Here is a 26,450-nt window from a genome sequence, read left to right as displayed (position 1 = left end):
CGCGTGACGAGGCCTCGCGTCGTACCGCGGAGACGCGGAGTTCGCGTGTCTGCCCCGTGCGCGATGCGGTTCCGTGTCCTGGCCCCCGCTTCCCTCGGCGCCGCGCCGTCGCCGCGTATCCGGCCCACGTCTCCATCGGATCTCACGCGCCCCGCCCCCCGGAGCCCCGGCCGCCGTCGGGGCCCGCTGTTCCGTTCCTTCCTCCGTTTCGCTGCCGAAAGGTGACGCACCATGCCCGACCAGCGGGTCAAGATCCTGTGGTACCTGACCGCTCCCGACGGCCCCTACCCGTGGGAGGCCGCCGGACGCTGGGAGACCGGCTTCGACCACATGCGGCAGCTCGCGGCGACGATCGACCGCCTGGGTTTCTATGGCGCCCTGCTCGGCACGAGCAGCGACGACGGGCTGACCACCGCCGCGGCGCTGGCCGCCGAGACGCGGACGATGCGCTTCCTGACCGCCGTCTACCCCGGTTTGGTGACGCCTGCGAAACTCGCCCAGATCGCCCGGACCATCGACCGGTTCAGCGGCGAGCGCCTTCTGTTCAACGTCGTCAACGGCAACGACGCAGGTGTGGCCGGTTACGGCCTGCACCTCGACCACGACACGCGCTACGACTTCAGCGCCGAGTACTGGGATGCCTTCCAACACGTATATCAGGGCGAACTCAGCGCCTATCGAGGGAAGTTCACGGATATCGCAGCGCGCCGCAACGACGACGGGCCGCTGTCCGCGTGGCGCCATACCTTCCCCGGCGGCAAGCGCGCCGAACTGTGGGGCGCGGGCACGTCTCCGGCCGGGGTCGCCCACGCCGTGAACCTGTTCGACGTGTATCTCAGCTTCGCGGACACCCCGCAGCGGTTGGGCGAGAAGTTCCGACGTGTGGGCGCCGAGGCCGCCAAGCTCGGCCGAACGCTGCGGTACGGCACCCGGCTCCAGGTCATCGTGCGCGAGACGGACGAGGAAGCCTGGGACGCCGCGGCGAAGCTGCTCACACGCACCAGCGCGGACACCGCACGTGGGCTCACGGCACGCCAGTTCCCGCCCGGCCAGGACGTGGACTCCTACGAGCCCGCGCCCGACGCCGACCCGAGGATCGCCCGCCGACTCGCGGCGCTGCGCGCGGGACGCCTGCCCGCCGTCCGCGACCTGGAGATCCATCCCAACGTGTGGGCCGGGCCGAGCATGTTCGGCTTCGACGTCGTCCACCCCGGCGCGGGCATCTACCTGGTCGGCAGCGCGGAGAACGTGGCCGCGCGCATCCGCGAGTACCGCGCACACGGGACCGAGGCGTTCATCCTGTCCGGTTTTCCGCTGATCGCCGAGGCCCAGCGCGTCGCCGACCTGCTTTTCCCGCTGCTCGACCTCGACCACGGCTTCGACGTGCCGGTGCTGCGCGAGAAGTCGCGCGGCGCGGAGTGGGACGCGGGCGGCAAGGGGGCGGCCGGAGCCGCATCCGCCGCGGACCGTACCGCCGCGACAGCGGGCGACGGCCCGCCCGCCGACGCCGGATTCACGCTGCCGGCCGTCGTCTGACGCGTGTTTCGCCCCACCATGCCCACCTGAATCGCCGGTGGTTGACGCGCCCCCAAGGCGTCGCCGTCAGGCGAGCGGACCACTGACCCGCGTGCCTCGGCCCACCCGTCTCTCCGTCGCGTTTCCCGTCATGCCCCCACGCGACGCCGCCCCGCGTCCTGAACCTGGAGTCCCACCGTGAGCCACCCCGATACCTCTCCGTCCCGTCATCCTTCCCGCCGCAGATTTTTGGGCGGTGCCGCGGTCGGCGCCGGCGTGCTGCTCGGCGGCGGACTCCTGGCCGCGTGCGGCGGCTCCGACGGCGGTGCCGCGCAGCCGGCCACCGGTGGAGGGGCCTCCGGAACCCCGGTGCGCGGCGGCCGGATTCGGCTCGGCGTCATCGACGGCAACCAGAGCGGCGACCTGGACGCCCACAAGCCGATCGGCAACGGCTCGATCATCCGCGGTTTCGCGTTGTACGCGAAGCCGTGGGAGTGGAGCGCCGAGATGGAACCGGCGTTCGCGCTCGCCGAGTCCGCCGAGATCAGCCCGGATGCGACGACGTGGACCGTCCGCCTCAAGCAGGGCCTGGAGTTCCACCACGGCAAGACCATCACGGCCGACGATTTCGTGTTCTCCGCTCGTCGCCTGACCGATCCCCAACTGGCGTCGCCGTACGCCGGGTTGCTGTCGTACGTGGACCGCGAACGGATCGAGAAACTGGACGACCGCACGGTCCGCTTCCACTTCAGGGACGGCATGGGTTTCGTGCCGTTCCCGGAGAACTTCACGAACTTCGGCGGCATCGTGCCGGTCGACTACGACCCGCGTAACCCGGTCGGTGCCGGACCGTACAAGCTCAAGGAGTTCGCTCCGGGACGGCGTTCGCTGTTCACCCGGTTCGAGAACTACTTCAAGGACGGGCAGCCGTACGCCGACGAACTGGAGATCATCGACTTCAAGGACGAACAGTCCCGCATCGCCGCGCTCCAGGCCGGGCAGATCGACCTCGCGAACGCCATCGCCGCCGACCAGCTCCGGCTGCTGCGCTCAGACGGCCGGGTGCGGACCGTGATATCGCAGACCAACGGCTGGCAGAGCTTCGACCTCAACCTGGCCAAAGCGCCGTTCACCGACGAACGAGTCCGCACCGCCTTCCGGCTCCTGGTGGACCGTCAGGAACTGGTGGACCGGGCGTTGTCCGGCCAGGGCCGCATCGGCAACGACCTCTATTCACCGCAGGATCCGACGTTCAACGCGACCCTGCCGCAGCGCACGCGCGACGTCGAACGGGCCAGGCAACTCCTGCGCGACGCCGGGGTGTCCGACCTCAGCCTCGACCTCGTCACCGGTCCCGACCCGACCGGCGAGGCCGCCGCCCTGGTGTTCGCCACCCAGGCGAAGCAGGCGGGGATCACGATCAACGTCAAGAAGGTGGACTCCGCGACGTTCAACGGCCCCCAGCGCACGGACTGGACGATCAGCACCAACAAACTGCTCACCGAGTCGTTCCTGGTCAGCGGCCTGCACCTGGACGCGCCCGGATCGAACAACAACAAGACGCACTTCTCCGACCCCCGCTTCACGGAGTTGTTCTCACAGGCCTTGTCCGAGCCCGACACGGCCAAGCGTGCCCCGCTGGTCGCCGAGATGCAGAGGATCCAGTACGACAAGGGCGGCTTGATCATCTGGGGGTTCGTGGACAACATCGACGTGGCCGCCAAGCGCGTCGGCGGCGTCGCCGAGGAGCACACCCAGTTCTCGACGTGGCGCTTCGAGAAGCTCTGGTTGTCATGAGCCACGTCGCTCACCCGAACCGCACCGCCGGTGACGGCCGTTCGAGGAAGCCGGGGCGCCGAAACGTTCCGAGATGGCCGGCCTGGTTCGTGCGCCGTGTGCTGTCGGGGGTACTGGCCGTGGCGGCGGTGTCGGTGGTGGTGTTCGCCGCCACGCAGGCCCTGCCGTCCGACCCGGCACGCACCGTCCTGGGTCCCGAGGCACCGCAGTCGTCCGTGGACGAACTGCGCCGGCAACTCGGCCTGGACCGCCCCGTCACCGCACAGTACTGGGCGTGGCTGAGCGGAGTGCTGCGCGGCGACCTGGGTACGTCACTCGACTCGCACGTGCCCGTGGGCCACATCGTCTCCGAACGTCTGGGCAACACACTGGCGTTGGTGGCGTGCGCGACCGGGGTTTCCGTGCTGCTCGCGCTGTTGCTGGGGACGCTCGCCGCGGTGTACCGGGACCGGGTCGTCGACCGCGTGGTCACGTCCGCGGCGGTCGCGGCGCAGGCGCTGCCCGCGTTCGTCACCGCCGTCGTGCTCGTCATCGTGTTCTCCACCACGGTGTTCCACGTGCTGCCCGCCGCGTCGCTGATCGAACCCGGCCGGTCGCCGTGGGACCGGCCCGACTACCTGGTGCTGCCCGCCGCGGCTCTTGTGCTTTCCGTCACGCCGTACCTGCTGCGCCAGGTGCGGGCCGCGGTCGCCGAGGCGCTGGACTCGGATTACGTTGCGGCGGCCCGTCTGCGCGGGGTGCCCGAGGCGCGGTTGCTCGTCCGGCACGTGCTTCCGAACTCCCTGGTGCCGCTGGTGCAGGCGATCGCGCTCACGTTGAGCGTGCTGCTCGGGGGGTCGCTGGTGGTCGAGGCCGCGTTCACCTACCCGGGGTTGGGCGGCGCGCTCAACGGGGCTGTGCAGGTGCGTGATGTCCCGGTTGTGCAGGCGGCGGTGCTCGTGGTGGCGGCCGGGGTCGTCGCGGTGAACCTGCTCGCCGATCTGGCGACGGTGCTGCTGACGCCCGCGCTGCGGACCGGGGCGGCGTCGTGAGCGCGGTGGATGTGTCGAGTGCGGCACCGGCGGAAACGGGCGCGGCGGCCGGGCCGGCCGCACGCGGCGGCGGTGGACCGCTCTCCGCGGTGCTGCGGGACCGTCAGGTCCGCGTCGGTGGCGCGGTCACGCTGCTGGTCGTGCTGATCGCGCTCGTCGGGCCGTACGCCGCCCCCCACGCCACCGACGCGCTCGTCGGAGCGACATACGACGCGCCTGGCGCGGACACGCCGCTGGGCACCGACTACCTCGGCCACGACGTCCTCTCGCGCGTCCTCTCCGGCGGACGCTCGGTGGTCCTGATGACGGTGAGCGCGGCGGCGCTCGCGCTCATCGCCGGAACAGCGCTGGGCGTTGCCGCCGCGTTCGCGGCCGGCTTCGGGCCCGGCCGACGCGGACGGGCGCTCGACCGCGTCCTCACCTGGATCGCGGACGTGCTGCTGGCCTTCCCGAACGTGGTGATGGTGCTCCTCGTGGTCGCGATGTTCGGCCGCGAACGGTGGCTGATGGTGGCGACCGTGGCCCTGACGCTCCTCCCGGGCACCCTCCGCCTCGCGCGGGCGTCCGCGATCGGGGTCATCCACCAGGAGTTCGTCCAGGCCGCACGGCTGACCGGGTACCCGAAGCGGGAGTTGGTAACGCGCGAAGTGCTGCCGAACATCGCCGCTCCCCTGCTGGTGCACCTCGGGACGATGCTCACCTGGGCGGTCGAACTGCTGGCCGGGATGGCCTTCCTCGGCTACGGCGTGACCGCGCCGGCCGCCGACTGGGGCCTGATGATCAACGAGAACCGGGGCGGCCTGCGGCTCCAGCCCTGGGGCGTCGTGGTGCCCGTCCTGCTCATCGCGGCGTTCGCGCTCGGCACCAACGCGATGGCCGAAGGTGCGGCGCGGGCCACGGGTGAGGGCGGGGCACGACGCGCCGCCCGTCGGTCGGCGTGGCGTCGTCCCGGTACGGGCCGAACCGCGTCCGGGAACACGGATGGGACGACGAACACGGTGAAGGCGAACGGAAAGGAGCGTGCGGCGTGAGCGTGCTGACGAACCGCCACGAGTCGGGAACGCGCGACAGCCCACCGCCGAGGCCGCCGGTGATCTCGGTGTCCGGACTGCGCGTGGTACTTGACACCGGGGGCACCGCCTCCGACGGCGGGACGGCGGCCGACATCGTGTCCGACGTGGCGTTCGACGTCGCCGCCGGCGCGATCCTTGCCATCGTCGGCGAGACCGGCTCCGGCAAGACCACAGCCGCGACCGCGCTGCTCGGCCACGCCCGGCACGGCGCCCGCATCGCCGCGGGCCGCGTCACGGTGGACGGCGTCGACGTCGCCGCCGCGCCGTTCGCCGAGTTGCGCGCGCTGCGCGGGCGCCGCGCCGCCTACGTACCGCAGGACCCCGCGACCGCGCTCAACCCCGCGCTGCGCGTAAGCACCCACCTCGACGAGGTGCTGCGCGTCCACGAACCCGGACTGTCGCGTGCCGAACGCGCCGACCGCATCGAGGCCGTGCTGACCGAAGCCGGTCTGCCGGGCAGCGACCGCGCGTTCCAACGCCGCTTCCCCCACCAGCTCTCCGGCGGGCAGCAGCAACGGGTGCTCCTGGCATTGGCGTTCGTGCTGCGGCCGAAGGTCGTGGTGCTCGACGAACCCACGACCGCGCTGGACGTCACCACCCAGACGCGCGTGCTGGCCACGGTGCGCGACATGTGCCGCACCCACGACACGGCGGCGGTGTACGTGTCACACGACCTGGCCGTGGTGCGGTCGTTGGCGGACCGGGTCGCGGTGATGTACGCCGGGCGCATCGTGGAAGAAGCCGCCACCGCCGACCTGTTCGCCGCACCCCGGCACCCCTACACGCTCGCGCTGCTGGCCGCCGTGCCGGACGTGGCCCGGCGCGACCGCCTGACCTCGATTCCCGGGCACGCGCCCGCGCCCGGTGAACGACCGCCCGGCTGCGCGTTCGCGCCCCGGTGCCCTGCCGCGGCGGCGGTGTGCCGCGCCGAGCGGCCGGAATCCGCGCCGACGGGGCCGAAAAGGACCGTGGCCTGCCACCACCCGGTGCACGGGAAACCGGCGTTCACGGGCCTTCCCGTCGCGGTGAACGCCCCAATCGCCGCATCCCCCGGCCGCAGCGACGCCGCAGCACCCGACACCCTCCTGCTGCATGCCCGGGACGTGCACGTCGCCTACGGCAAAACCCCCGTCCTGCAGGGGGTTTCGCTGGCACTGCGGCCCGGCGCCTGCACGGCGCTGGTGGGCGAGTCGGGCGCGGGCAAGACGACCCTCGCCCGGGCCCTCGCCGGACTCGAAGTACCCGCCCGAGGAGACCTGTCCGTGCACGGCGCGACCGTACCGTGGCCGGTCGAGGCACGCGGCGCGGACGTGCGGCGCGACGTGCAATACGTGTTCCAGAACCCCTACCGCGCGCTGAACCCGCGCCTGACGGTGCGCCGAACGCTGGGCGCGGTCGTGAAACACTGCTTCGCCACCGACCGCGCCGAAACCGAGCGCCGCGTGCTGGCCGCCCTCGAGCGCGTGGCGCTGCCGCCGCGCACGGCCGACGCCCGACCACGCGACCTGTCCGGCGGCGAGCGGCAACGCGTCGCCATCGCACGTGCGCTCCTGGCCGAACCGGCGGTGCTGATCTGCGACGAGATCACCTCCGCGCTGGACGTGTCCGTGCAGGCCGGCGTCCTCGACGTGCTCGCGCAGCTGCGCGCGGACGGGCTCGCGACGTTGTTCGTCACCCACGACCTGGGCGTGGTGCGCGCGATCGCCGACGACGTGGCGGTGCTCCACCGAGGACGCGTCATCGAGCTCGGGCCCGCGGACACCGTCCTGGACGCGCCGCGCGAGGACTACACCCGCACCCTCGTCGCCGCCGCGCCACGCCTCGCGCCGACGCCCACCCGAACCGAGGAACGGAAATCCCGATGACCGAGATCACGACCGTGCGCCGACCGGGCGAACTGTGGTTCACCCGCTGCCCGGTGCCGACCGCCACCGGGATCGCCGCCGACCGGGGCTGGCTGGCCGACGAATTCGCGCCGGAAGGGATCGCGGTGCGGTCCCTCCAGGACATACCGCGCGACGTCGCCGCGGACCACCACTACACCCACGCGCTGCCCGCGTTGTTCCGCGAAGGCGGCAACGTCCCCGCCCTGTGGGCCCGTTCACGCGGCGAGGACACCCGACTCGTCGGACTGACGTGGATCGAGGAGGGCCAGGCGATCCTCGTACGCGACGACGCACGGATCACCGGACCGGAGGACCTGCGCGGTGCCCGACTCGCCCTCCCGGTCCACCGCCTCCCCATCGACTTCTGGCGAGCCATGGCGCTGCGCGGCTTCGAAGGCGCGCTGTCCCTGGCCGGACTGGGCCTGACGGACGCCGTCCCGGTGGACGTGCCCGGTTCGACCGAAGGCCAGTGGGAAGGCGAACTCGCCGCCCTCACCCGGGGCGACGTGGACGCCGTGTATGTCAAAGGCGCCCCGGCGGCGGAGACGGCGTCGCATTACGGCGCGGTCGTCGCGATCGACTTGGACGCCGTTCCCGACAGGCGCGTCCGCGCCAACAACGGCACACCCCGCCCGATCACCGTCCACCGCCGCCTGCTCGACGAACACCCCGACCTGGTGGACCGGTTCCTGGCCGTGCTGCTGCGTGCCGCGTCCTGGGCACACGACAATCCCGACGAAGTCGCCCGCATCCTGGGCGCCGAGACCGGAGCCGGCGCGACCGGCGTCGCCGACGCCTACCGAGGCGTCGGGCACACCTCGCTCGGCATCGACCTGTCCGAGGAACGCCTCGAACTCCTGGCTTCACAGGAAGAGTTCCTTGCCACGCACGGATTCCTCGCCGGCCGCGTGGACGTCGGTGCCTGGGCCGACCCCGAGCCGCTGCGCCGCGCGGCGGCAGGCCTTGGCGGCTGAGCCGTCCCCCCGGTTCGCCCCCGATCGTCCCGACAGCTTGTTCCTCCCTCTTGTTACTCACACCATTGGAGCCACCGCGATGACCATCAAGATCGGCGTCCACGGCGCCAACCCGTCCCTGTACCTGTTGTCGCGGCTCGGCCTGCTCGAACCGGCCCTGGAGAAGCTCGGGGAGACCGTCGAGTGGGTCCCCGTACAGGGCACCCGCGTGGCCGAACTGCTCGGCACCGGCGCGATCGACTTCAGCGGCACCGGTTCGACGCCGCCCATCGCCGGCCAGGCGGCGGACCACGACATCGTCTACACCGCCGTGTCCGCGCCACGCCCCGAACACGGCGCGTTGCTCGTGGCGGCCGACGGGCCGGTGCGCTCGGCGGCCGACCTGCGCGGCGGCACGATTGTCCTCGCGGTGGGCTCGTGGCAGACCCACTTCGTCGCGAAGGCGCTGCACCGCGCCGGGCTCGCCTACGGCCGCGACATCACCGCCGAACGCCCGCCTGCCGCCCCCGTGTCGTCCGGGGACACCGCGCGCCGCCTGCGTGACGGCGAGATCGCCGGATGGGTGGCCCAGGGCGCCGAACTGTCGGCGGCGCTGCGCGACCCGGCGTTCCGTGTGCTGCTCAAGGCGCGCGAGATCATCACCGACCGCTCCGTGTTCTTCGCACGGCGGGACCTGGTCGAGAACCGGCCCGACGTGGTGGCGACCCTCACGCGCGCCCTCCAGGAAGCGGACAACTGGGCCGCCGCCCACATCGCCGAAGCCGCGCGCGTCCACGCCGACGACCAAGGCGGCACAGCCGAGGACTGGCACCGGGCCCTCGCGGACCTGCCGTGGCGGCTGGAACCAGTGAGCGACGCGTTCATCGCAGAGCAGCAGGAAGCCGCCGACATCTTCGCCGAGCACGGATACATACCGCGCCGCGTCGTGGTCGCCGACGCCCGGGTGGCGTCGATCGAACCAACAGTGGCTGAGGCGCTGGCGGGTGCGGGCACCGCGCTGACCACGTCGGCCGCCGCAGGCATTGAGGTGCCTGCGCTCCCGGATCGGGCAATCCCGTCGTGAATTCCGGTACGCAGCGCCGGATTTCCCGAGTGTTTGTTGCGCAGGTATGTCGCATGAATTACCGGATCGCTGATCCCACATACGGAAGCCCGGATTCCATTGTCGTCGTACGCCCGCGTTGTTATGGTCGCGGAATGTCGAGCCTCCGGCTGACCTGCTGCGAGAACACTGACCTGGGCCGCATCGGCGAGGCTATTTGTCCGCGCTGAGCGGTGTCGCTTTCGACCCGGTCCTTCCTTCCTCTTCCTTTGTGCTTCCTTCTTTCAGGAGTTTCGTCATGCCCACGTCAAAGTCGCGCTGGATCCGACGCGCCGGCGGTCTCGTCGCCGCCGTCGCGCTCGCCTTCACCGCAACCGCCTGCGGCGGGGACTCGGAGACCGGCGAGGGCAAGGGCGGCGGAGAAACGGTTCTGAAGTTGATCGACCCGGGCAATGCCGGTGTGCTGGCGTACGCCATGAAGTCGGGCATCCTCGACCAGGAGCTGAGAAAGGTCGGCGCACGCGTCGAATGGGGCGGCTATTACCCGTCGTTCACCGCGGCGACCGACGCGATCCGCTCCGGCGCGATCAATGTGCAGTCCGGTGCGATATCCCCGGCACTCGGCTATCTGTCGTCGACCCAGGACATCAAGATCTTCTCGTTCGGCGACCCGGTCACCGACCAGCGCGCTGGCGCGGGGGACGGGCTGGTCGTCAAGCCCAACAGTTCGATCACGTCGGTCCAGGACCTGGTGGGCAAGAAGGTCGCCGTCAACCGGGCCGGGCACGGTGAGTACCTGCTGCTGCTCGCCCTTGAGCAGGCGGGCGTGCCGGCGGACAAGGTCGAACGCGTCTACATGCAACCGGACCAGGCGGCGGGCGCGTTCGCGGCAGGCCGCATCGACGCGTGGGTGGCGATCGTGGACGCGTTCCCCGAGGCGGTCGCCCAGGGCGCACGCGTCATCTTCCGCGGCCGTGACCTGCCGTCGGACGACCTGTCCATCACCGTCGCGTCGAACAAGGTGCTGAACGAGAATCCCAAGGCGCTCCAGACCTATCTCAAGGTCGTCCAGGATCTGACCGCCGAACAGCGCCTGAACCCCGAGAAGTTCCAGAACGTCTTCGAGGACAAGGGCCCGCGCGCGGCCGACGGCGCCCGGCTGACCAACAACATCGAGACCGCGCGGTACGCCAACCCTCCGCGCCTGCCCAAGCCCGATGACACCAAGAGCATCGAGGCGGTCAACGCTCTGTTCAACAAGTACAACGTGCTGCCCAACAAGGTCGATCCCGCGGCCGTGGTGTTCGACTGGTCGAAGGTGCCGTCGTGAGCGCGGTCACGACGCCGGAAGCCGTCGCGAAGACGCGCGGCGTGCCCCCGAAAGGCGCCTCGGAGGCCGCCGAGACAGCCGGACTCGTCACCCCCAGGTTCCTCGGCGATCGGCCGCGCAACCGCTGGGTCTCGCTCGCCCTGCGCGTGCTCGTGCCGTTCGGGTTGCTCGCGCTGTGGTGGTGGCTGTCGGCGTCGGAGACGGTGTCGGACGATGTGCTGGCCTCGCCCGGGTCGGTGGTCACCGCGTTCCGCGAGCTGTGGGAGACCGGGCAACTGACCGACTATGCGGCCGCATCGCTGAAGCGGGCCGGACTCGGCGTGCTGTTCGGTGCCGGTGCGGGCGTCCTCCTCGGGCTGGTCAGCGGGTTCTCCCGGCTGGGCGAGGAACTGATCGACACGACCATGCAGATGAAGCGGGTCGTGCCGTTCCTGGCCCTGGTACCGCTGTTCATCTCGTGGTTCGGCGTCGGTGAGACGTTCAAGATCGTGCTGATCGCGGTCTCCGCGTCGGCTCCGATGTACGCGTACACCTACCTGGGCGTGCGCGGCGTGGACCGCAAGGTGGTCGAGGCGGCCCGCGGATTCGGCCTGACCGGGCCGCGGCTCGCACTGACATTGGTGCTGCCGAGTGCGCTGCCGAACATCCTCATGGGGCTGCGCATTTCCCTCGGCATCAGCCTGACCGCGCTGATCGCCGCCGAACAGGTGGGCACCACCGAGGGCATCGGCTACCTCGTGTCGCTGGGCCAGCAGTACTACCGGCCCGACTACATGATCTTGTGCGTCGTGCTGTACGCGCTGCTCGGGCTCGTCGTGGACGCGGCCATCCGACTGGTGGAAAGGGTGGCCATGCCATGGCGGCGACACCTGACCCTGCGCTGACATCCCGCGTCGCGGTACGGCTGCGCGGTATCGACAAGGCCTACGGCGCCAAGCGCGTCCTGCACGGCATCGATCTCGACATCCGCCCGGGCGAGTTCGTCGCGCTGCTCGGTCCCAGCGGAACCGGCAAGACTACGTTGCTGCGCCTGCTGTCCGGCCTGGAGACCCCGGACGCGGGCACTGTGCTTGTGCCGCCGCGCCGCACCATCGTCTACCAGGAGCCACGGTTGGTGCAGACCCGCCGTGTGCTGCCCAACGTGACCATCGGACAACGCCGAGGCGCCGCGACACGTGACGCGGGTGTCCGTGCGCTGGCCGAGGTGGGGCTCGGCGACAAGGCGCGCAGTTGGCCGGCGACGCTGTCCGGCGGCGAGGCGCAGCGTGTCGCTCTCGCTCGGGCGCTGGTCCGCGATCCGGAACTCTTGTTGCTGGACGAGCCGTTCGCATCGCTCGATGCGCTGACCAGGCTTCAGATGCAGGACCTCGTCGGCGACTTGTACGCCCGGCATCGCCCAGCCGTACTCCTGGTCACCCACGACGTCGACGAGGCCGTACGGCTCGCCGACCGGGTGATCGTGCTGCGCGACGGCCGGTTCGCCGTCGACGTGCGCATCGAAGCCGCCCGTCCGCGGCCTGCCGACTCCTCGGTGGTCGTCTCCCATCGCCGGAGACTGCTCGGCGAACTCGGGGTGGTTGTCGAGGAGTCCGTGCCCGCCGGCCCGGTGGAGCCGGAGGCCGCGCCGTCGGCCGGGCACGCGTCCACTCCCACGGCCGGGCAGACGCCCGTTCCCCCGCGGCCCGCGACCCACCACAACGTCCGTTCCCCACAGCCCTTCCCGCATCCCCAGGAGGTCCGATGACCGCCCCATCGCCGGGTGCCGCGTCCGGCACCGCGCACTCCGCACTCGACACGGTCTGGTACACCCGGTGCCCGGTGCCCACCGCGAGCGGGCTGGCACTGCACCGCGGCACGCTGGCCGAGGAGTTCGCGTCCCGAGGGCTCGACTTCGGTGTTCTCCAGGACGGGCCTCCCGAACTCGCCCGGCACCACTTCGACCACCGGCTGGTCGGGCTGTTCCGCGAGGGCGGCAACGTCCCGGCACTCGCGGCGCTTTCCGAAGGTGCGCCGAACCGGTTGATCGGTCTCACTTGGATCGACGAGTGGCAGTCGATCCTGGTCCGCCCGGACTCCGGGATCCGTGGCGCGGGCGACCTCAAGGGCGTCCGCGCCGCCCTCCCCGCGTGGGCCGACTCACGGGCCGGAAGCTTCCCGCGCGCGATGGCGTTGCACGGATTCGCGGGTGCGTTGGCCACGGCCGGGCTCGGCCTCGCGGACGTGCGGTTCGTGGAGGTGGGAGCGGGCGGGCAGCCGGGGGCGGCGCCGGAGCGGCGACCTGCGCGGGCCGACGGGTTCGGGGCCTGGCCGGGGCTGGCCGAACTGGCGTCGGGCGAGGTGGACGCGGTCTACGTCAAGGGCGCCAAGTCCGCCGAGGACGCGGCGGCCCTCGGCGCGGTTGTGGCCGTCGACCTCGACGCGGGCGCCGACCGCCGCTTCCGGGTCAACAACGGCACCCCGCGTCCGATCACCGTGCATGAGCAACTACTCGCCGAGCACGAGGATTTGGTGGTGGCGTTCCTGGCGCGGACGCTGCGGGCGGCCGACTGGGCCGCCGGGCACCCCGATGAGGTACGGGCGATCCTCGCGCACGAGACGCGCTCCGGCAGCGAGGGCGTGGACCGGGCGTACCGGCCCGGATTCCATCTCGGCCTGCACCCGGACCTGTCCGCCGAGCGACTCGAACTGCTGCGCGTGCAAAAGGATTTCCTCCTCGTGCACGGGTTCCTGGCCGCGGACATCGACCTGGACGCGTGGACGGCGGACGAACCCCTCGCCAAGGCCCGGGCGTTGGTCGCCGCCGAGAGCGCCGAAGGGGCGGCCGCATGAGTACGCACGACAATCAGCCCAGTACTCGGGCCGAGTACCTGTGGACCGTCCCGGTCCGTGGCGACGGCCGCCAACCGCGGGCCGAGCGCTGGAACCGCGGCGACTGGAACCCGGGCGAGCAACGCGCGTTCCGTCCCGTGTTCCGTGACGAACGCGCGGACCGGTTCGGGCCGTTCGACCATGTGTCGGCGGTCGGCCGGGCCGCGGATGTGGCGGGATTCGACGGGGTGGTCGTGCCGTACGACCCGGCCGGAGAAGAATCCTGGATCACCGCGGGCGGCCTGCTGCGCGAGTCCAGGTGGCTGCGGGTGGGACCGCAGTTCCACGCGGGCTTCGCGACCCCGGTGTACGCCGCGAAGGTGTCCGTCACGTTGCAGCGGTTCGTCTCCGGTCGGCTCGACTGGCATCCCGTGGTCGAAACGGACGACGAAGTCCAGCGCGCCCAAGGGGATTTCGTCTCCGGTCCGGACCGCTACGCACGCGCGGACGAGTTCCTCACCGTCGCGAAGGGGGTCTGGCACGAGGAGTCCTTCACCTATGAGGGGCGCTTTCACCAGGTGGTCGCGGGTGGGTTCACCGGCCCGCTCGCGGGCGTGCCGTTCCCGCGCGTGTACCTGTCCGGCGAGTCCGACGCGGCGCTGGAACTGTCCGGCAAACACGCGGACGTGCACCTGTTCCCGCTGTCCGCCGATCCCGCCGACCTCGCGCGGCGCGTCACCCGGCTCGCCGAGGCGGCGGATCGGCACGGCCGCCATGTGTCGGTCGGGCTGCGGGTGCCGGTCCTGGTACGCGAGGACGCGGGCGAGGCGTACGAAGAACTGCTCGCGCCGACCGCGCGAACGGCCGTCGCGTCCCCCGAACCACCGCACGGCGACGGCGGGTTGTGGTCCGGCTTCGACGCGCTCGGGCACCGCGACGCCTTGGGCCTGGTCGGGTCGTACGACGCGGTGGCCGACCTGCTGACCGACTACCGCAACGCCCTCGGCGTGACACATTTCATCGTGTCGGCCCGTCCGGCGGTCGAGGAGGCGTACCGGTTCGGCGAGCACGTTCTGCCCCGGTTGCGCGCCTCCGAGGCGTCCGGAGAGCGACCGCGTCGCGTTGCCCCACCTCAATCGCCCCGGCGAGCCGCGGAGGCCGACGCATGACCATCGACATCTACTGGCGCATCGGCATGGGCGGCGACAAGGAGTCCCTGCGCCATTCCGACAAGACGCGCGGCGACTGGGACGCGGTGCGGCCCGGCAGCATCGCCCCGGGGCTGCGGCACGGGGAACCCGACGGGTTCACCTATCTGGACCACATGGCCGACGTCGCCCGCGCCGCCGAACTCGCGGGTTTCTACGGCGGGTTGCTGCCGTCGTTCCCGGTGACCGACGACCCGTGGGCGACCGCCGCCGCACTGGCCCGGGAGACCCGCACCTGGCGGTTCATGATCGCCTTCCAGCCCGGGTTCCTCAATCCGGTGCAGGCGGCGCGCATGTCCGCCTCGCTGCAGCGGGCGACCGGCGGGCGCACCGTCTTCAACGTCATCACCGGCGGCGGCGGACCGGCGCAGCTGTGGTGGGGCGACAAGGTCGCGCACGACGACCGGTACGCCCGCACCTCGGAGTTCCTCGACGTCCTGCGCGGCGTGTGGGGCACCGGCCCCTACGACTTCGAGGGACGCTTCTACCGCGTGCAAGGCGGCGGGCTGCCCGCGCCGTTGGCCGCCCAGGCGTTCCCGGAGATCTACTTCTCCGGCTCCTCGCCCGCGGCGATCGACGCGGCGGGGCGGCACGCCGACTACTACCTGTCGTGGCTGGAGCCGTTCGACTCGCTCAAGCAGAAGTTCGACGCGGTGCGTGAGCACAGCGCCCGCATCGGCACGCCGCCACCGAAGTTCGCGGTACGCGTCGACGTCCTGGCCCGCGAGACCGAACAGGCCGCGTGGCGCGAGATCCGCCGCGGCTGGGAGAACGTCGACCCGTCCGCCGCCGACGGATTCCTGCGCGGCCGCCAGGGCGACTCCGTCGGGGCGCGCCGCGCGGGGGAGTTCCTGAACGGGACGTCACTGCGCGATCCGGCCGAGTTCACCGTGTCACCCGGCGTCTGGGGCGGGTTCAGCCTGCTGCGCCCCGGCCCCGCGTTCGGCCTCGTCGGCAGCTACCGGCACGTGGCCGAACGGCTCGACGAGCTGATCGCGCTGGGCGTCGACGCGTTCATCCTGGCCGCTACACCGCACCTGGAGGAGGCGTACCGGATCGGCGAGGAGGTACTGCCGCTGCTGCGCGGGCCGCACGAACTGACCGTCCCCGGACCGGTGGGCGCCCAAGCGCCGGAAACCCCCTGACAACGCACCCGCACAACGTTCTTGACGGCAAGGAGAAATCACCATGACCGCCACCACCGAGGCCGCCATCGTCTCGCCCGAACTCCCGGACGACGTACTGGCGTTCGTGGCACGCGCCAAGGCCGACGCGGAGCACGCCTTCGCGGTGCTGCGGGCCATCGGCTCGATCACCGCCAACGGCACCGTCAGCGGCGTCGAACGCATCCCCGGCCACGAGCTGTTCGTCACGCTCACCTACCCGGGACCGTTCGCCGTCGACCAGTCCGTCACCCCGTCGGTCGTCGGCTTCGACGGCACGGTCCGCCTCGGTGACGCGCGTGCCGCCCGCGGCTTCGGATTCCAGCGCGTGCTGGCCGCCCACGACGCCATCACGACCGTCGTCCACATCCATTCGCCCTACCTGGGCGCCTGGTCGCAGAGCCACCGCCCGCTGCCCATCCGCTACGTCCCGGTGCAGCGCGACACTCTCGCGCGGGAGATCCCGGTCTACATCGACCGCCGCGGCTCCCAGGTCGACTTCATCCTCGACCGGCTCGGCGAGGAAGTCGCGCCGCCGGCCATCCTGGAGGCCAACGGCGGCGCGACAGTGTGGGGCACCGCCGGGTTCCTGGCCACGATCGAGTACGCCGTGCTGCTGGAGGAGGGTGCCCAACTCCAGTTGCTCGCCGAATCCCTCGGCGGATCCCGCGAGTACGGCCCCGGCGTCCTCACCGAGCAGTGGACCCGTTTCAACAACGGGGCCTTGCTTCCCCAGGCCAAGGCCCTGGGGCTGCTGCCCGAGGAGTGACACCAAGGACCGGATGACCCGCTTCGGCGCGTGTCCGACCGCGGTAGGAGTTGTCGTCAAATGTCATGCCCACATCAGCAGGGCTGCGAGGGTGACGGCGGCGGTGTAGGTCTCGGCGTTCTTCTCGTAGCGGGTGGCGATGCCGCGCCATTGCTTCAGGCGGTTGAAGCAGCGCTCCACGACGTTGCGTCGCCTGTAGACCTGACGGTCGAACGCGGGCGGGCGTCCGCCTCGGGAACCGCGGCGGACGCGGTTGCGAACCTGGTCGGCGCGTTCGGGGATGGTCGCGGCGATGCCCCGGCGCCGCAGCCACGCGCGGATCGCCTTCGAGCTGTAGCCCTTGTCGCCGACGACGCGTTCGGGGCGCGTCCGGGCGCGGCCGGGGCCGAGGCGCGGGACGCGAATCGCGTCCATGACCTGGGTGAAGCGGGTGCAGTCGTTGGTGTTCCCGCCGGTGACCACGAACGCCAGCGGGCGTCCGACCCCGTCGCAGGCCAGGTGGATCTTCGTGGTCAGGCCGCCGCGCGACCGGCCGAGCGCCGGGTCGCGGAGCCCCTTTTTCGGGCCCCGGCCGCGTGCTGGTGGGCCCGCACGACCGTGGAGTCCACGCAGACCAGCCACTCGATGTCGCCGGCCGCGTCCGCGCGGGCCTGCGCGGCCCGGAGCATCCGCTCGAACGTCCCGTCCGCCGTCCACCGGCGGAACCGCGTGTGCAGCGTCGCCCACGACCCGTACCGCTCGGGCACGTCCCGCCAGGCCGTGCCCGTCCGGAACTTCCACACGATCCCGTTGAGCACGGTGCGGTCGTCCAGCCGCCTCCGGCCCCGAACCGACACCGGCAGCAGCGGACGAACGAACTCCCACTCGGCATCCGACAGTTCATGGCGACGTATCACCCAACCATGATCCACTACTCAAGATCATTTGACGACAGGCCCTAGGCCGCTCACCGTCGACACCACGTGGCTCTTGAACCCACGATGACGGTGAGCGGCGGTCGGTGGCAGGTGGACGCGGTGGCCGTCGCCGACATCGGCTGCCGTTTGATCGTCGCATCCGCCATCGCGCGGATCCTGCACTGTCTCCACGACAACGACGGGCGGACGGTGTCTTCGGGCTGCCCGGGGATGACCGCTCATCTGCGCCGGGAACACGACCGCGTGACGGCGGAGATCGCGCAGCTCCAGGGTTCCCGGCAGGTGCTCGAAACCATGCTCGCCGTGGGTTCGGAGTTACCACCGGCATGAGCGGATTTCACGCGGCGTGGAAGCGGTCGGCGTAGACGTCCCAGTTGGCGACGGCGCGCACGATTCGTGCCGTGGCCGACGAGGTGAACACGCCGGGCGCTCCGATCGGCGGTGCGAGACCCGTGCGCCTGCGGGGGCACGTGCCCGCGTTGTCAGGGGATAACATGCGGAAAGCAGAACGTTTTTGTGTGAGTTGCCGGCGCTGTTTCCGGCGCGGGTCGAGGCAGGGGTGGCAGACCGATGGATTCCGCTTTTTCCCGTACGCCCGAACAGGAAGCCGCTATAAGCGGCTGGAATCCCCCGCAAATCGACACCACAAAGCCACATTCTGCGCGCATTTACGACTATTTTCTCGGCGGCAAGACCAATTTCGCGCCCGACCGCGAGGCAGCCGAGCAGACGTTGTCGGCGGTGCCCCACGCCCGCACCGCGGCGCGCGCCAATCGGGCGTTCCTGCTGCGGTCGGTCGACCACCTCGCCCGGATCGGCGTACGGCAGTTTCTCGACATCGGCACCGGCATCCCCGTCGAGGGCCGCAACACCCACGACGCCGCGCAGAACATCGCACCGGAATCCCGGGTCGTCTACGTCGACAACGACCCCATCGTCCTCGCCCACGCCCGCGCGCTGCTCACCAGCCACGCCGACGGCGCGACCACCTACATCGACGCCGACGCCCACGACCCGGACGCCATCCTCGCCCACCCCGCGCTCACGGAGACCCTGGACCCCGACCAGCCGCTCGCGCTGCTGCTGCTCGCGATCCTGCACTTCGTCCCCGACGAGGACCGGCCCACGGAAATCCTGCGCCGCTTGACCGACCGGCTTCCCTCCGGCAGCCATCTGGTCCTCTCGCACCTGACCGGCGACTTCGACCCGGTCACCACCGGCGGCGGGGTCGCGGTGTACCGCAAGTCGGGCATCCCCATGCAGGTCCGCAGCCGCGCCGAGGTCGAGGCCCTCGTCCCGCAGGGGTGGGACCTGCTGGAACCGGGCGTGGAACTCGTCTCGCACTGGCGCCGCGAACCCGGTGCCGAGCTCCCGGACCCCGCCGAGATCGGCTGCTACGGCCTCCTCGCACGCAAGCCGTGATCCGGGCGCCGCCCCCGAGGCCGGTTTGCGGTGAGTCACGACTGCCGGGCCCGGCTCTCGCCCAACCCGGCGGTGGCCTCGCAGTTGTTCAGGTAAGGGGTGTCGTGGCCGTGAATCGGAACTGGTGTGCGCTGGCCGAGGTGACATGGACGTCGGTGAATCCCGCGGCGTGAAGCCGTTGTTCGAGCGTCGCGGCGGCGACGGGGTGAAAGTGTCGCCGATGTGGCCGCGGCGGATCATGTCGCTGTCCACGGAGTCGCCACACCGCCTTCTGATTGGATCTACCGAGCCGCAACAAGATCGAGCTGCCGCGGAATGAAAGCCGCCTCGTACCGTTGACGGACACCCGCCGCGGCCACGGGCCACACGGGGTGCTGCCGCTCATCAGCTGCGCTCGCCGATCCCGACCGCGGCTTCGACGCGATTGTCATCGGATCGAGCGAACGTGCCTTCTACGGGCAGCAGTCCGCGACGGTGGCACCGCTGTTCGTGCACTGCGCTGTAAGTACACAGCGCAGTTGGTGCCAGTTTCGATCCCGACGTTGAGCTTGTAGGTGGTGTTGGGTGTGACGCAGGCGGGATGGACGAGTGTGGTCCAACGCGGTTGAGTGAGGAGGGCCCAGGCGTTGTCCGCGCCGGTATGGGCGCAGCCGGGGGTGGGTCTCGACGGAGGTCGGCGCGGCGGGGTCAGTTGGGGCGGGGGAGCCAGACGGGGGTGCTGCTGCCGCGGGGGAGGAGGATGTCGCGGAAGCGGCCGGGGGTCTTGGACATCACGATCTGGTCGGTGACGCCGTGGTAGTGGCCGCAGGGTGTGTCGCCGCTGAAGGTGTCGGGGTCGAGGTAGGCGTGGGGCGAGGCGGGCGCGGGGTTGAGGGCGGTGTCCAGGGCGTACGCGCGGTCGAAGACGCCGAGGCTGAGGATCCAGGCGGCGACGCGGGTGAGGTTGAGGGTGACGCGGTAGCTGCCGCCGTGGGTCGCGCGCCGCATCAGGGCGGCCAGGATGCCGGTGGTCGCCAGCCAGGACGTCACGTAGTCGTTGACGACGATGGTGGGTGGCAGGCCCGGTGGGCTGGTCGGGCCGGCCGCGATGCCGTCGGTTCCTTCCATGAGCAGGATGCCGGTGAGGGCCCCGGCGGTCTGGTCGAAGCCGACGCGGTGGGCCCACGGGCCGGTTTCGCCCGCGAGGGTGAGGCTGAGGTGGACGATGCCGGGGCGGATCGCCGCGGCTTCCTCGGCGGTGAGGCCGACCTTCTCCAGGTAGCCGGGGCGGCGGTTGGCGTAGAAGACGTCCGCGTCGCGCAGGAGTTCGCGGACGCGCGCCCGGCCTTCGGTTCCGTAGGGGTCGATGGTGGCCGAGCGGACGCCGACGTTGGCGGTGTTGTAGGAGGCGTCGTGCTCCAGTTCGTACGGCCGCCAGATGTTGAGGACGTCGGCGCCGTGATACGCGAGGTCGCGTCCGACTCCGGCGCCCGCGACGACGTGTCCCATGCCCAGAGCGCGGAGACCCGACAGCGGTTGGGCGACCGCCGCGGGCAGGGGCTCGGGCGCGCTGTCGCCGATGTTCTCGATCCTGATCAACGGCTCTCGGGCGATGCTCAGGCAGGCGTCCTCGGCGACGAACTCCTCGGTCGTGCGCAGCATCGGCATGACCACGCCGGCCTCGTCGCCGGCCCGTTCGAGGTCGGCCGCGTTCCACCGCGCGACGCTGTCGGCGACGGCCTGCGTCTCGGGCCAGGTGCGCAGCAGCCTGAACGCGGCGGTCCTGAGCTTCGGGTAGGAGTTGAGCGGCATCACCCAGCGTTCGTCGCGCGTCCGGTAGAAGCCGAAGCCCAGGGGGTTCTCGGGGTCCGCGGGCATACCGCCCGGATAGCCGTTGAGGAGTTCCCACTTCCCGTCGTAGAACGGGCAGAGCCGATGCGGGGTCTTGCGCAGGTCGACGGTGATGTCCTGGCCCTCGCCGCCGCGGTGCCGCCACAGCGCCGCCACCGCGACGGATTTCGCGGCCAGGCCCAGTGCGGACACCGCGCCCAGGCGCATGACGCTCGGGACTATCGGGTCGCTCCCGATGAACGTGATCGATCCACCGCTGTCCGCGGCACACAGTCCGGCCGAGGCGAGGACTTCGCGCAGCGCCTGGTGCGGATCGAATCCGCCGTCGTGGGTCAGCGGATCGGCGATCGACGCCTGGATGCGACCGGTGAGTTCCTCGACACCCATGGCTGCTCCGTCCTTTGCCGCGGGCGGTACGACATCCGCCGCAAGATCAATGTGTGTCGATCGTTCGTGCGCCGATGCAGCCTGCGGTTGTCGGCACCCGCACTCGGGGAAATGGTCACGCATTGCGTCGAGTCATCGAACCGGTGGTCGACTTGATGTGCCCTCACGCGTACCGGCTGCGGGGATGGCACAGATAGGTGCGCCATGCCTCGAGTTCGAGGTCGAACAGACGCTGTGCGGTTTCGTCGTGACCGTTGGTGTATTCATCCATGATCTGGAGGCGTTGGAGGATGCCGACGACGGAGTTCCCCATGGCGACGACGGTGGTCCGGACGTCCAGGTCGGAGCGGATCGTTCCGTCGGCTTGACCTTCCTGTAGAGCCTGCATGGGCAGCTGGACAATGTGGCCGGTCTGCCGCGCGCCGAATTCGGCGCGCTGTTCGGATGTGAGTCCGTGACGGCGGAACGTGAAGTCGAAGTAGCTGAGGAATCGGATGAGTTCCGGACGTTCCTTGGCTATATCGAACAACGCTCGAAAGCCGGCGAGGAGGCGGTCCAGACCGTTGAGGTCAGCCTGCTGCGTGTGCTGGGTATGGGTGAGGATCTGCTCGATGACCACGCGGTGGGTGTGCACCATGGCGCTGCCGAGCGTGGGGAAATGCTTATAGAAGGTGCGTCTGCTCATGCCCGCCCGGTCGGCGATCTCCGCGATGGTGAGCGGCGCTTCAACCTCGGAGACCAGAGCGATGACGGCTTGGGCGACCCCGGTCCGCTGCCGGTCGCGGAAGACGTCCCAGTAATTGCGCGTGTCGGCTCGGACTTCCATCGTGCCAGGCTAGTCCTTGGGAAGAAGGCTCTGTGTGCTGGGATTCCCGGTGACAGGCCACCGTCGACAGCGTCGTTGGAGAAGCCCGGACCGGCTGACGGCGGATCTGCGCGCCGGAACAACCGGCACATCGCGGAACACGCCGTGCGGGAAGCGACTGCGCGCCGCACCGGTGCCCCGGGGCGATTCACTGTCGGAGAATGCTGCGACCGCCGGAACGGCTGTCGCCTTCCCGTACGGGTGCTCCGGCTACGCGGTCATCCAATCACGAAAATTCTTCGATTCTCACCCTCTTGCTCCGGTGACAGTTCCCGCTACTCTCAGGGGTCACACCATGTATACCCCCTTGTGTTCGGCGGCTCAAGGCGCCCGAGCAGCCGAGCGCCGACCGGGACGTGATCGGCTCGTCGTCCTCGGCATCACTCCCACGGCGCCGCGTTCGCCATGCGCCACGCGGTCTGCAACCCGAAAGGCCACTTGCGGTAAGCGAAACCAAGGAGAGCGCTATGAGTACGCACGCCGAGGCTCCGCCCCCGCCCGACGTGGCCGGCTCCGAGCCCGACACCGGCAGACTCGACGACGCCTCGCGGTGGCGGGTCGTCGCGGTCGTGGCGCGGTGATCATCCTGTACGCCGAGGCGGTGCCGCTGCAGTACGGGCTCAGCTCGCCTGCCGCCCCGCACGTGGGCCGGACCTGGCCCAATGTCGGGGCGAACCTCTCGTGGATGATCATCATTCTGGGGCTCGTCGGTGGTGCCACGACACCGCTCGTCAGCAAACTGGCCGACCTGTACGGCAAGCGCCGGGTCATGCTGTGCTGCAGCGCAGGCTTCCTGGCCGGGTCGATCCTGTGCGCGACCACGGACAGTTGGACGGTCTTCCTGATCGGCCGCGGGTTGCAGGCGAGTTGCTTCGCCCTGACCGCGATCGCCGTCGGTCTGATCCGCGACCTCGTACCTCGCCGCTACATGCCGGTTGCGCTCGGCGCGCTGGCAACGGGGTTCGGGTTGTCCGGTGTGGCCTCCCCGCTGATCGGCGGCGCGTTGACCGACGCCTACAGCTGGCGCTCGCTGTTCTGGTTCCTCGCCGTCTACATGGCCGCGCTTGTTCCGCTGATGGTCATCGTGGTGCCGGAGACGAAGCTGCGGGCGCGCCAACGCCTCGACTGGCTCGGTGCGATCCTGATCGGCGCCGGAGCGGCACTGGTCCTGATGTACCTGAGCAACGGTCAGGCCTGGGGCTGGGGCCGGCCATCCGCGTGGGGTTACCTCACCGCCGGACTGAGCCTGCTGGTCGTCTTCTACCTCTGGGAGAAGCGAGCACCCGCCCCGATCATGGATCCGGCTCTCCTTCGGTCTCCGAAGTTCTCCGTACTCATGGGCATTGCCTTCCTGGCCAACATGGTCATCGCCGGCGCCGGATACGCCATGGCCTACATGGGCCAGACGAACGCAGGCGAACTGAAGGAGCAGATCATCGCCGGCGCCGCAGCCCAGGCACACCTGCCGGTCGATGCCATGCAGCAAGTCATCACCTTCGACGGCGGCCTTCAATACGCTCTCGGGCTCAGCCTGCTCGGCTACGCCGTCCGCATCGCCCTCGGCTCGTCCGTTGCCGGTATGGTTGTCGGCCCTCTCGGTGGGCTCTGGGGCAAACGCGTCGGACTGCGCGCTCCGATGATCACCGGGATGGCGGCGTTGACGCTGTCGATGGCGATGTTCGCCGCCTTCCACGCGTCGTGGGGGGCCGTGTTGACCGCCAACATGGTCTTCGGTGTAGGTGTCGGGCTGTACTTCGCCGCGAGCAACAACCTCGTCGTCGAGACCGTGCCGCAGGAGTCGACGGGTATCGGTGCAGGGATGCTCGCCGTCGCCGGATCATTCGGCACCGCCGTGGGCACAGCCGTTGTCACCGCTGTGGTCTCCACGCATCCTTTCCGATTCACCACCCCCTCGCCCACCGGCCAGGGCACGGCCGCGACGGAAGTGCCCCAGGTCTACACCGACACCGGGTGGACCCTCGCGATGTGCGTGACAGCCGGGGCCGCGGCACTCGGAATGATCACGGCGTGGCTTAGAGGACGTCTCATATGGTCCATCGGGCGAGTTTCTTGTAGCAGGTCAGGGCTGCCGCCAACTGGAGGAAGGCTGTGAAGTGGCTGCCTTTGCGCTCGTATCGGATGGTGAGTCGGCGGTAGCCGAAGAGCCAGGCGATGCACCGTTCGATCTTCCAGCGGTGCCTGCCCAGGCGTTCGGAGGACTCGACCCCGGGGCGGGCGATACGGGGGACGATGCCGCGTGCCCGGAGCCAGGCGAGGGTGTCCGCGGAGTGATACGCCTTGTCGGCGCGGAGCCTCCCGGGCCGCCGGCGGCGGGGCCCGCGCGGGGACTTGACCGCGGGGATCTCCCGGACCAGTGGCTTGAGCATCCGGCTGTCGTGGGTGTTCGCGCCCGTCACGCCGACCACCAGCGGCAGGCCGCCGCCGTCGGCGAGCACGTGGAGCTTGGAGCCCTTTTTACCGCGATCGACCGGGTTGCGACCGGTCAGATCGCCCCCCTTTTCGCGCGGACCGACGCCGCGTCCACGATCACCGAAGTCCAGTCGACCTCACCGCGCGACCCCAGCCGGTCCAGCACCGCCCGGTGCAGCCGTGCCCACACACCCGCCTTCGTCCACACGCCGAACCGGCGGTGCGCGGTCGGCGCCGACACCCCGAACGACGGCGGGAGATCCCGCCACGCACACCCGCTCGTCAACACGTACACCACCGCCGTGAACACAGACCGCTCGTCCAGCGGCGCCCGGCCACCGCCCTGCGGACGCACCGCGAACGGCGGAAGCAACGGCGCCACCAACTCCCAAAGCCCGTCCGGAACCAGCCGCCGAGAAAGACCATCAACCTCCACAGGCAACCATCATGCCGCACACCACACCGACGCCATATGAGACGTCCTCTTATGCGTGCCGGCCGGACCCCCGCCACCGGCAACTCCACCACAGGGTGAACGCACCGGACCGGCGGCGTGCACGGAACCGGTCACGCCCCCGAGCCGGTACATCGCCCGTACTCGACCGTTGATCCACCGCAGCCACAAGGAGCGTGCCACCCATGTCTTTCCCACCCGGCTTTCTCTGGGGTTCAGCCACCGCCGCCCACCAGGTCGAGGGCAACAACATCGCGAGCGACTTCTGGGCCTTCGAGCACACGGCGAACTCCATCTTCTCCGAACCCAGCGGGGACGCCTGCGACCACTACCGGCTCTTCCGGCAGGACATCGCGCTCTTGGCCGAACTCGGCCTGAACAGCTACCGCTTCAGCATCGAATGGGCTCGGATCGAACCCGAGGACGGCCTCGTCTCGCGAGCAGCGCTCGCCCACTACCGGGAGGTCCTCGAGGCCTGCCACGAGGCACGGGTGACTCCCGTCGTCACGCTGCACCACTTCACCAGTCCGAGATGGCTCACGGCACTCGGCAGTTGGGACTCCCCCGAGACCCCGGAGCGCTTCGCAGCCTACTCCCGCACGGTGATGACCGAACTCGGCGACCTGATCCCCTATGCGTGCACCATCAACGAGGCCAACATCAGCCGGGTCATCCGCCTGATCCTCGGCGACGACGGACCGCGCTCCGTGCAGCAAGCCCCCGTCGGCCTGGGCACAGGTGGTGCCGGCGCGGCCGAACCGGCCGCCCATGCCTTCTTCAGCCGGAAGAGCTTCCTGACGACGTACAACGAGAACGCCTTCGACGTCGTCACGCGAGCCCACCAGGCAGCGCGGCAGGCGATCAGGGAGGTCAGCCCGGACACCAAGGTCGGCATCACCCTCGCCGTGCAGGACGTCCAACCCCTCCCCGGTGAGGAGAAGACCGCGCAACGAGTGTGGGCGGAGCAGTTCGAGGACTTCCTGCCGGCCATCGTCGAGGACGACTTCCTGGGCGTGCAGAACTATTCACGGATCCGCGTCGGCCCAGACGGCATGGCACCGCTCCCCGAAGGCGCCGAAGTCACACAGATGGGAAACGAGTTCTATCCGCAGGCCTTGGAGAACGTGCTGCGCCGTGCCGCATCTGCCGGCCTGCCGATGATCGTTACGGAGAACGGCATCGCGACCGACGACGACACGCGGCGCATCGACTTCACCCGACTGGCTTTGGAGGGGGTTGAGCGCGCCATCGCTGACGGAGTGGATGTACGGGGCTACCTCCACTGGTCGTTCCTGGACAACTTCGAGTGGATGCACGGGTACACCCCGACGTTCGGACTGGTGGGCGTCGACCGGGCGACCCAGCGACGCACGGTCAAGGACAGCGCTCGTCACTTGGGCGAGATCGCGCGGCGCAACGCACTACGGTGACAACCGCCCAAGGCCGACCGGACGCCGGCGCCGACGGCTTGGGCGTGTTTGCGGTCTCCGCATGTTCCTTGAGGCGGTAATCCCGGGTGAGCCTGCGCGGATCGTGCCGGTCGGGCGGC

The 26,450-nt window shown here is 70.4% G+C and carries 22 protein-coding genes and 2 pseudogenes; 19 read left to right on the top strand and 5 right to left on the bottom strand.

The genetic code is table 11. From position 1 onward, the window contains the following. Window positions 1–231: 231 nt before the first annotated feature. The 15 genes and pseudogenes from LO772_RS00390 to LO772_RS00325 all read left to right on the top strand — a co-directional run bounded on the left by LO772_RS00390 (window position 232) and on the right by LO772_RS00325 (window position 16,596). Window positions 232–1,536 carry an LLM class flavin-dependent oxidoreductase gene (locus LO772_RS00390; RefSeq protein WP_231776263.1) on the top strand — a complete coding sequence of 435 codons (1,305 nt, stop codon included), beginning with the start codon at window positions 232–234 and terminating at the stop codon, window positions 1,534–1,536. A gap of 177 nt (window positions 1,537–1,713) precedes the next feature. Continuing rightward, a complete protein-coding gene (locus LO772_RS00385; RefSeq protein WP_231776262.1) occupies window positions 1,714–3,312 on the top strand; it encodes an ABC transporter substrate-binding protein in 1,599 nt (532 codons plus the stop codon). Between the two features lie 89 nt (window positions 3,313–3,401). Next, window positions 3,402–4,343 (top strand): ABC transporter permease, encoded by a 942-nt coding sequence (locus LO772_RS00380; protein WP_231776261.1) that lies wholly within the window; start codon window positions 3,402–3,404, stop codon window positions 4,341–4,343. Then, window positions 4,340–5,374, top strand: a complete 1,035-nt coding sequence (locus LO772_RS00375) for an ABC transporter permease (protein WP_231776260.1) — start codon at window positions 4,340–4,342, stop codon at window positions 5,372–5,374. The genes LO772_RS00380 and LO772_RS00375 overlap by 4 nt, the downstream gene beginning before the upstream one ends. Beyond that, window positions 5,281–6,387: pseudogene (locus LO772_RS36205) on the top strand (ABC transporter ATP-binding protein); the annotation flags it as partial. The gene LO772_RS00375 and the pseudogene LO772_RS36205, both read left to right, overlap by 94 nt. Next, window positions 6,385–7,281, top strand: a complete 897-nt coding sequence (locus tag LO772_RS36200; protein WP_443089482.1) for an ABC transporter ATP-binding protein — start codon at window positions 6,385–6,387, stop codon at window positions 7,279–7,281. The pseudogene LO772_RS36205 and the gene LO772_RS36200, both read left to right, overlap by 3 nt. Then, complete coding sequence (locus tag LO772_RS00365) at window positions 7,278–8,276, top strand: ABC transporter substrate-binding protein (RefSeq protein WP_231776258.1); 999 nt, start codon at window positions 7,278–7,280, stop codon at window positions 8,274–8,276. The genes LO772_RS36200 and LO772_RS00365 overlap by 4 nt, the downstream gene beginning before the upstream one ends. A 79-nt stretch (window positions 8,277–8,355) precedes the next feature. Continuing rightward, entirely contained in the window at window positions 8,356–9,339 is a 984-nt protein-coding gene (locus LO772_RS00360) for an ABC transporter substrate-binding protein (protein ID WP_231776257.1), read from the top strand. Between the two features lie 277 nt (window positions 9,340–9,616). After that, window positions 9,617–10,648, top strand: coding sequence for an NrtA/SsuA/CpmA family ABC transporter substrate-binding protein (locus tag LO772_RS00355; protein WP_231776256.1), 1,032 nt, complete (start codon window positions 9,617–9,619; stop codon window positions 10,646–10,648). After that, complete coding sequence (locus LO772_RS00350) at window positions 10,645–11,532, top strand: ABC transporter permease (protein WP_231776255.1); 888 nt, start codon at window positions 10,645–10,647, stop codon at window positions 11,530–11,532. The genes LO772_RS00355 and LO772_RS00350 overlap by 4 nt, the downstream gene beginning before the upstream one ends. Then, window positions 11,505–12,392 (top strand): ABC transporter ATP-binding protein, encoded by an 888-nt coding sequence (locus tag LO772_RS00345; protein WP_231776254.1) that lies wholly within the window; start codon window positions 11,505–11,507, stop codon window positions 12,390–12,392. Before LO772_RS00350 ends, LO772_RS00345 begins: the two co-directional genes overlap by 28 nt. Then, entirely contained in the window at window positions 12,389–13,477 is a 1,089-nt protein-coding gene (locus LO772_RS00340) for an ABC transporter substrate-binding protein (RefSeq protein ID WP_231776253.1), read from the top strand. Before LO772_RS00345 ends, LO772_RS00340 begins: the two co-directional genes overlap by 4 nt. Further along, window positions 13,474–14,625 (top strand): LLM class flavin-dependent oxidoreductase, encoded by a 1,152-nt coding sequence (locus tag LO772_RS00335; RefSeq protein WP_231776252.1) that lies wholly within the window; start codon window positions 13,474–13,476, stop codon window positions 14,623–14,625. Before LO772_RS00340 ends, LO772_RS00335 begins: the two co-directional genes overlap by 4 nt. Continuing rightward, on the top strand, window positions 14,622–15,809 hold the full coding sequence (locus tag LO772_RS00330; RefSeq protein ID WP_231776251.1) for an LLM class flavin-dependent oxidoreductase: 1,188 nt from the start codon (window positions 14,622–14,624) through the stop codon (window positions 15,807–15,809). The genes LO772_RS00335 and LO772_RS00330 overlap by 4 nt, the downstream gene beginning before the upstream one ends. Window positions 15,810–15,852: 43 nt before the next feature. Then, on the top strand, window positions 15,853–16,596 hold the full coding sequence (locus LO772_RS00325) for a class II aldolase/adducin family protein (RefSeq protein ID WP_231776250.1): 744 nt from the start codon (window positions 15,853–15,855) through the stop codon (window positions 16,594–16,596). A gap of 63 nt (window positions 16,597–16,659) precedes the next feature. Here LO772_RS00325 and LO772_RS00320 read toward each other — a convergent pair. After that, window positions 16,660–17,432: pseudogene (locus LO772_RS00320) on the bottom strand (IS5 family transposase). Window positions 17,433–17,612: 180 nt separating this feature from the next. On the opposite strand from LO772_RS00320, the gene LO772_RS00315 reads away from it, so the two are divergent. After that, window positions 17,613–17,843, top strand: coding sequence for a hypothetical protein (locus LO772_RS00315; RefSeq protein WP_231776249.1), 231 nt, complete (start codon window positions 17,613–17,615; stop codon window positions 17,841–17,843). A gap of 7 nt (window positions 17,844–17,850) precedes the next feature. On the opposite strand, the gene LO772_RS00310 is transcribed toward LO772_RS00315, so the two are convergent. Beyond that, entirely contained in the window at window positions 17,851–18,009 is a 159-nt protein-coding gene (locus LO772_RS00310) for a hypothetical protein (RefSeq protein WP_231776248.1), read from the bottom strand. Between the two features lie 74 nt (window positions 18,010–18,083). Here LO772_RS00310 and LO772_RS00305 point away from each other — a divergent pair, with 74 nt between their 5' ends. Continuing rightward, window positions 18,084–18,935 (top strand): SAM-dependent methyltransferase, encoded by an 852-nt coding sequence (locus tag LO772_RS00305; RefSeq protein ID WP_231776247.1) that lies wholly within the window; start codon window positions 18,084–18,086, stop codon window positions 18,933–18,935. 687 nt (window positions 18,936–19,622) lie between these two features. On the opposite strand, the gene LO772_RS00300 is transcribed toward LO772_RS00305, so the two are convergent. Next, window positions 19,623–21,152, bottom strand: coding sequence for a CoA transferase (locus LO772_RS00300; protein WP_231776246.1), 1,530 nt, complete (start codon window positions 21,150–21,152; stop codon window positions 19,623–19,625). A 163-nt stretch (window positions 21,153–21,315) separates the two neighbouring features. Beyond that, on the bottom strand, window positions 21,316–21,978 hold the full coding sequence (locus tag LO772_RS00295; protein ID WP_231776245.1) for a TetR/AcrR family transcriptional regulator: 663 nt from the start codon (window positions 21,976–21,978) through the stop codon (window positions 21,316–21,318). Between the two features lie 616 nt (window positions 21,979–22,594). Here LO772_RS00295 and LO772_RS00290 point away from each other — a divergent pair. After that, window positions 22,595–24,130, top strand: coding sequence for an MFS transporter (locus LO772_RS00290; protein WP_231776244.1), 1,536 nt, complete (start codon window positions 22,595–22,597; stop codon window positions 24,128–24,130). Here the strand turns inward: LO772_RS00290 and LO772_RS00285 are convergent. Further along, window positions 24,063–24,856, bottom strand: a protein-coding gene (locus tag LO772_RS00285; RefSeq protein WP_443089444.1) for an IS5 family transposase whose coding sequence is annotated in 2 segments (ribosomal slippage) — window positions 24,063–24,538 and window positions 24,538–24,856 — 795 coding nt in all. Because the reading frame shifts where the segments join, the coding sequence is not laid out codon by codon here. The two genes, LO772_RS00290 and LO772_RS00285, sit on opposite strands and share 68 nt — an antisense overlap. A gap of 230 nt (window positions 24,857–25,086) precedes the next feature. On the opposite strand from LO772_RS00285, the gene LO772_RS00280 reads away from it, so the two are divergent. Continuing rightward, the gene (locus LO772_RS00280) at window positions 25,087–26,331 is read left to right on the top strand and encodes a glycoside hydrolase family 1 protein (RefSeq protein ID WP_231776243.1); all 1,245 of its coding nucleotides are present in this window, start codon (window positions 25,087–25,089) and stop codon (window positions 26,329–26,331) included. Window positions 26,332–26,450: the final 119 nt, after the last annotated feature.

It is taken from the genome of Yinghuangia sp. ASG 101, assembly GCF_021165735.1.
Lineage (GTDB): Bacteria > Actinomycetota > Actinomycetes > Streptomycetales > Streptomycetaceae > Yinghuangia.
Note: the sequence above shows the minus strand (reverse complement) of the source record. Positions and strands in the feature narration are given on the sequence as shown.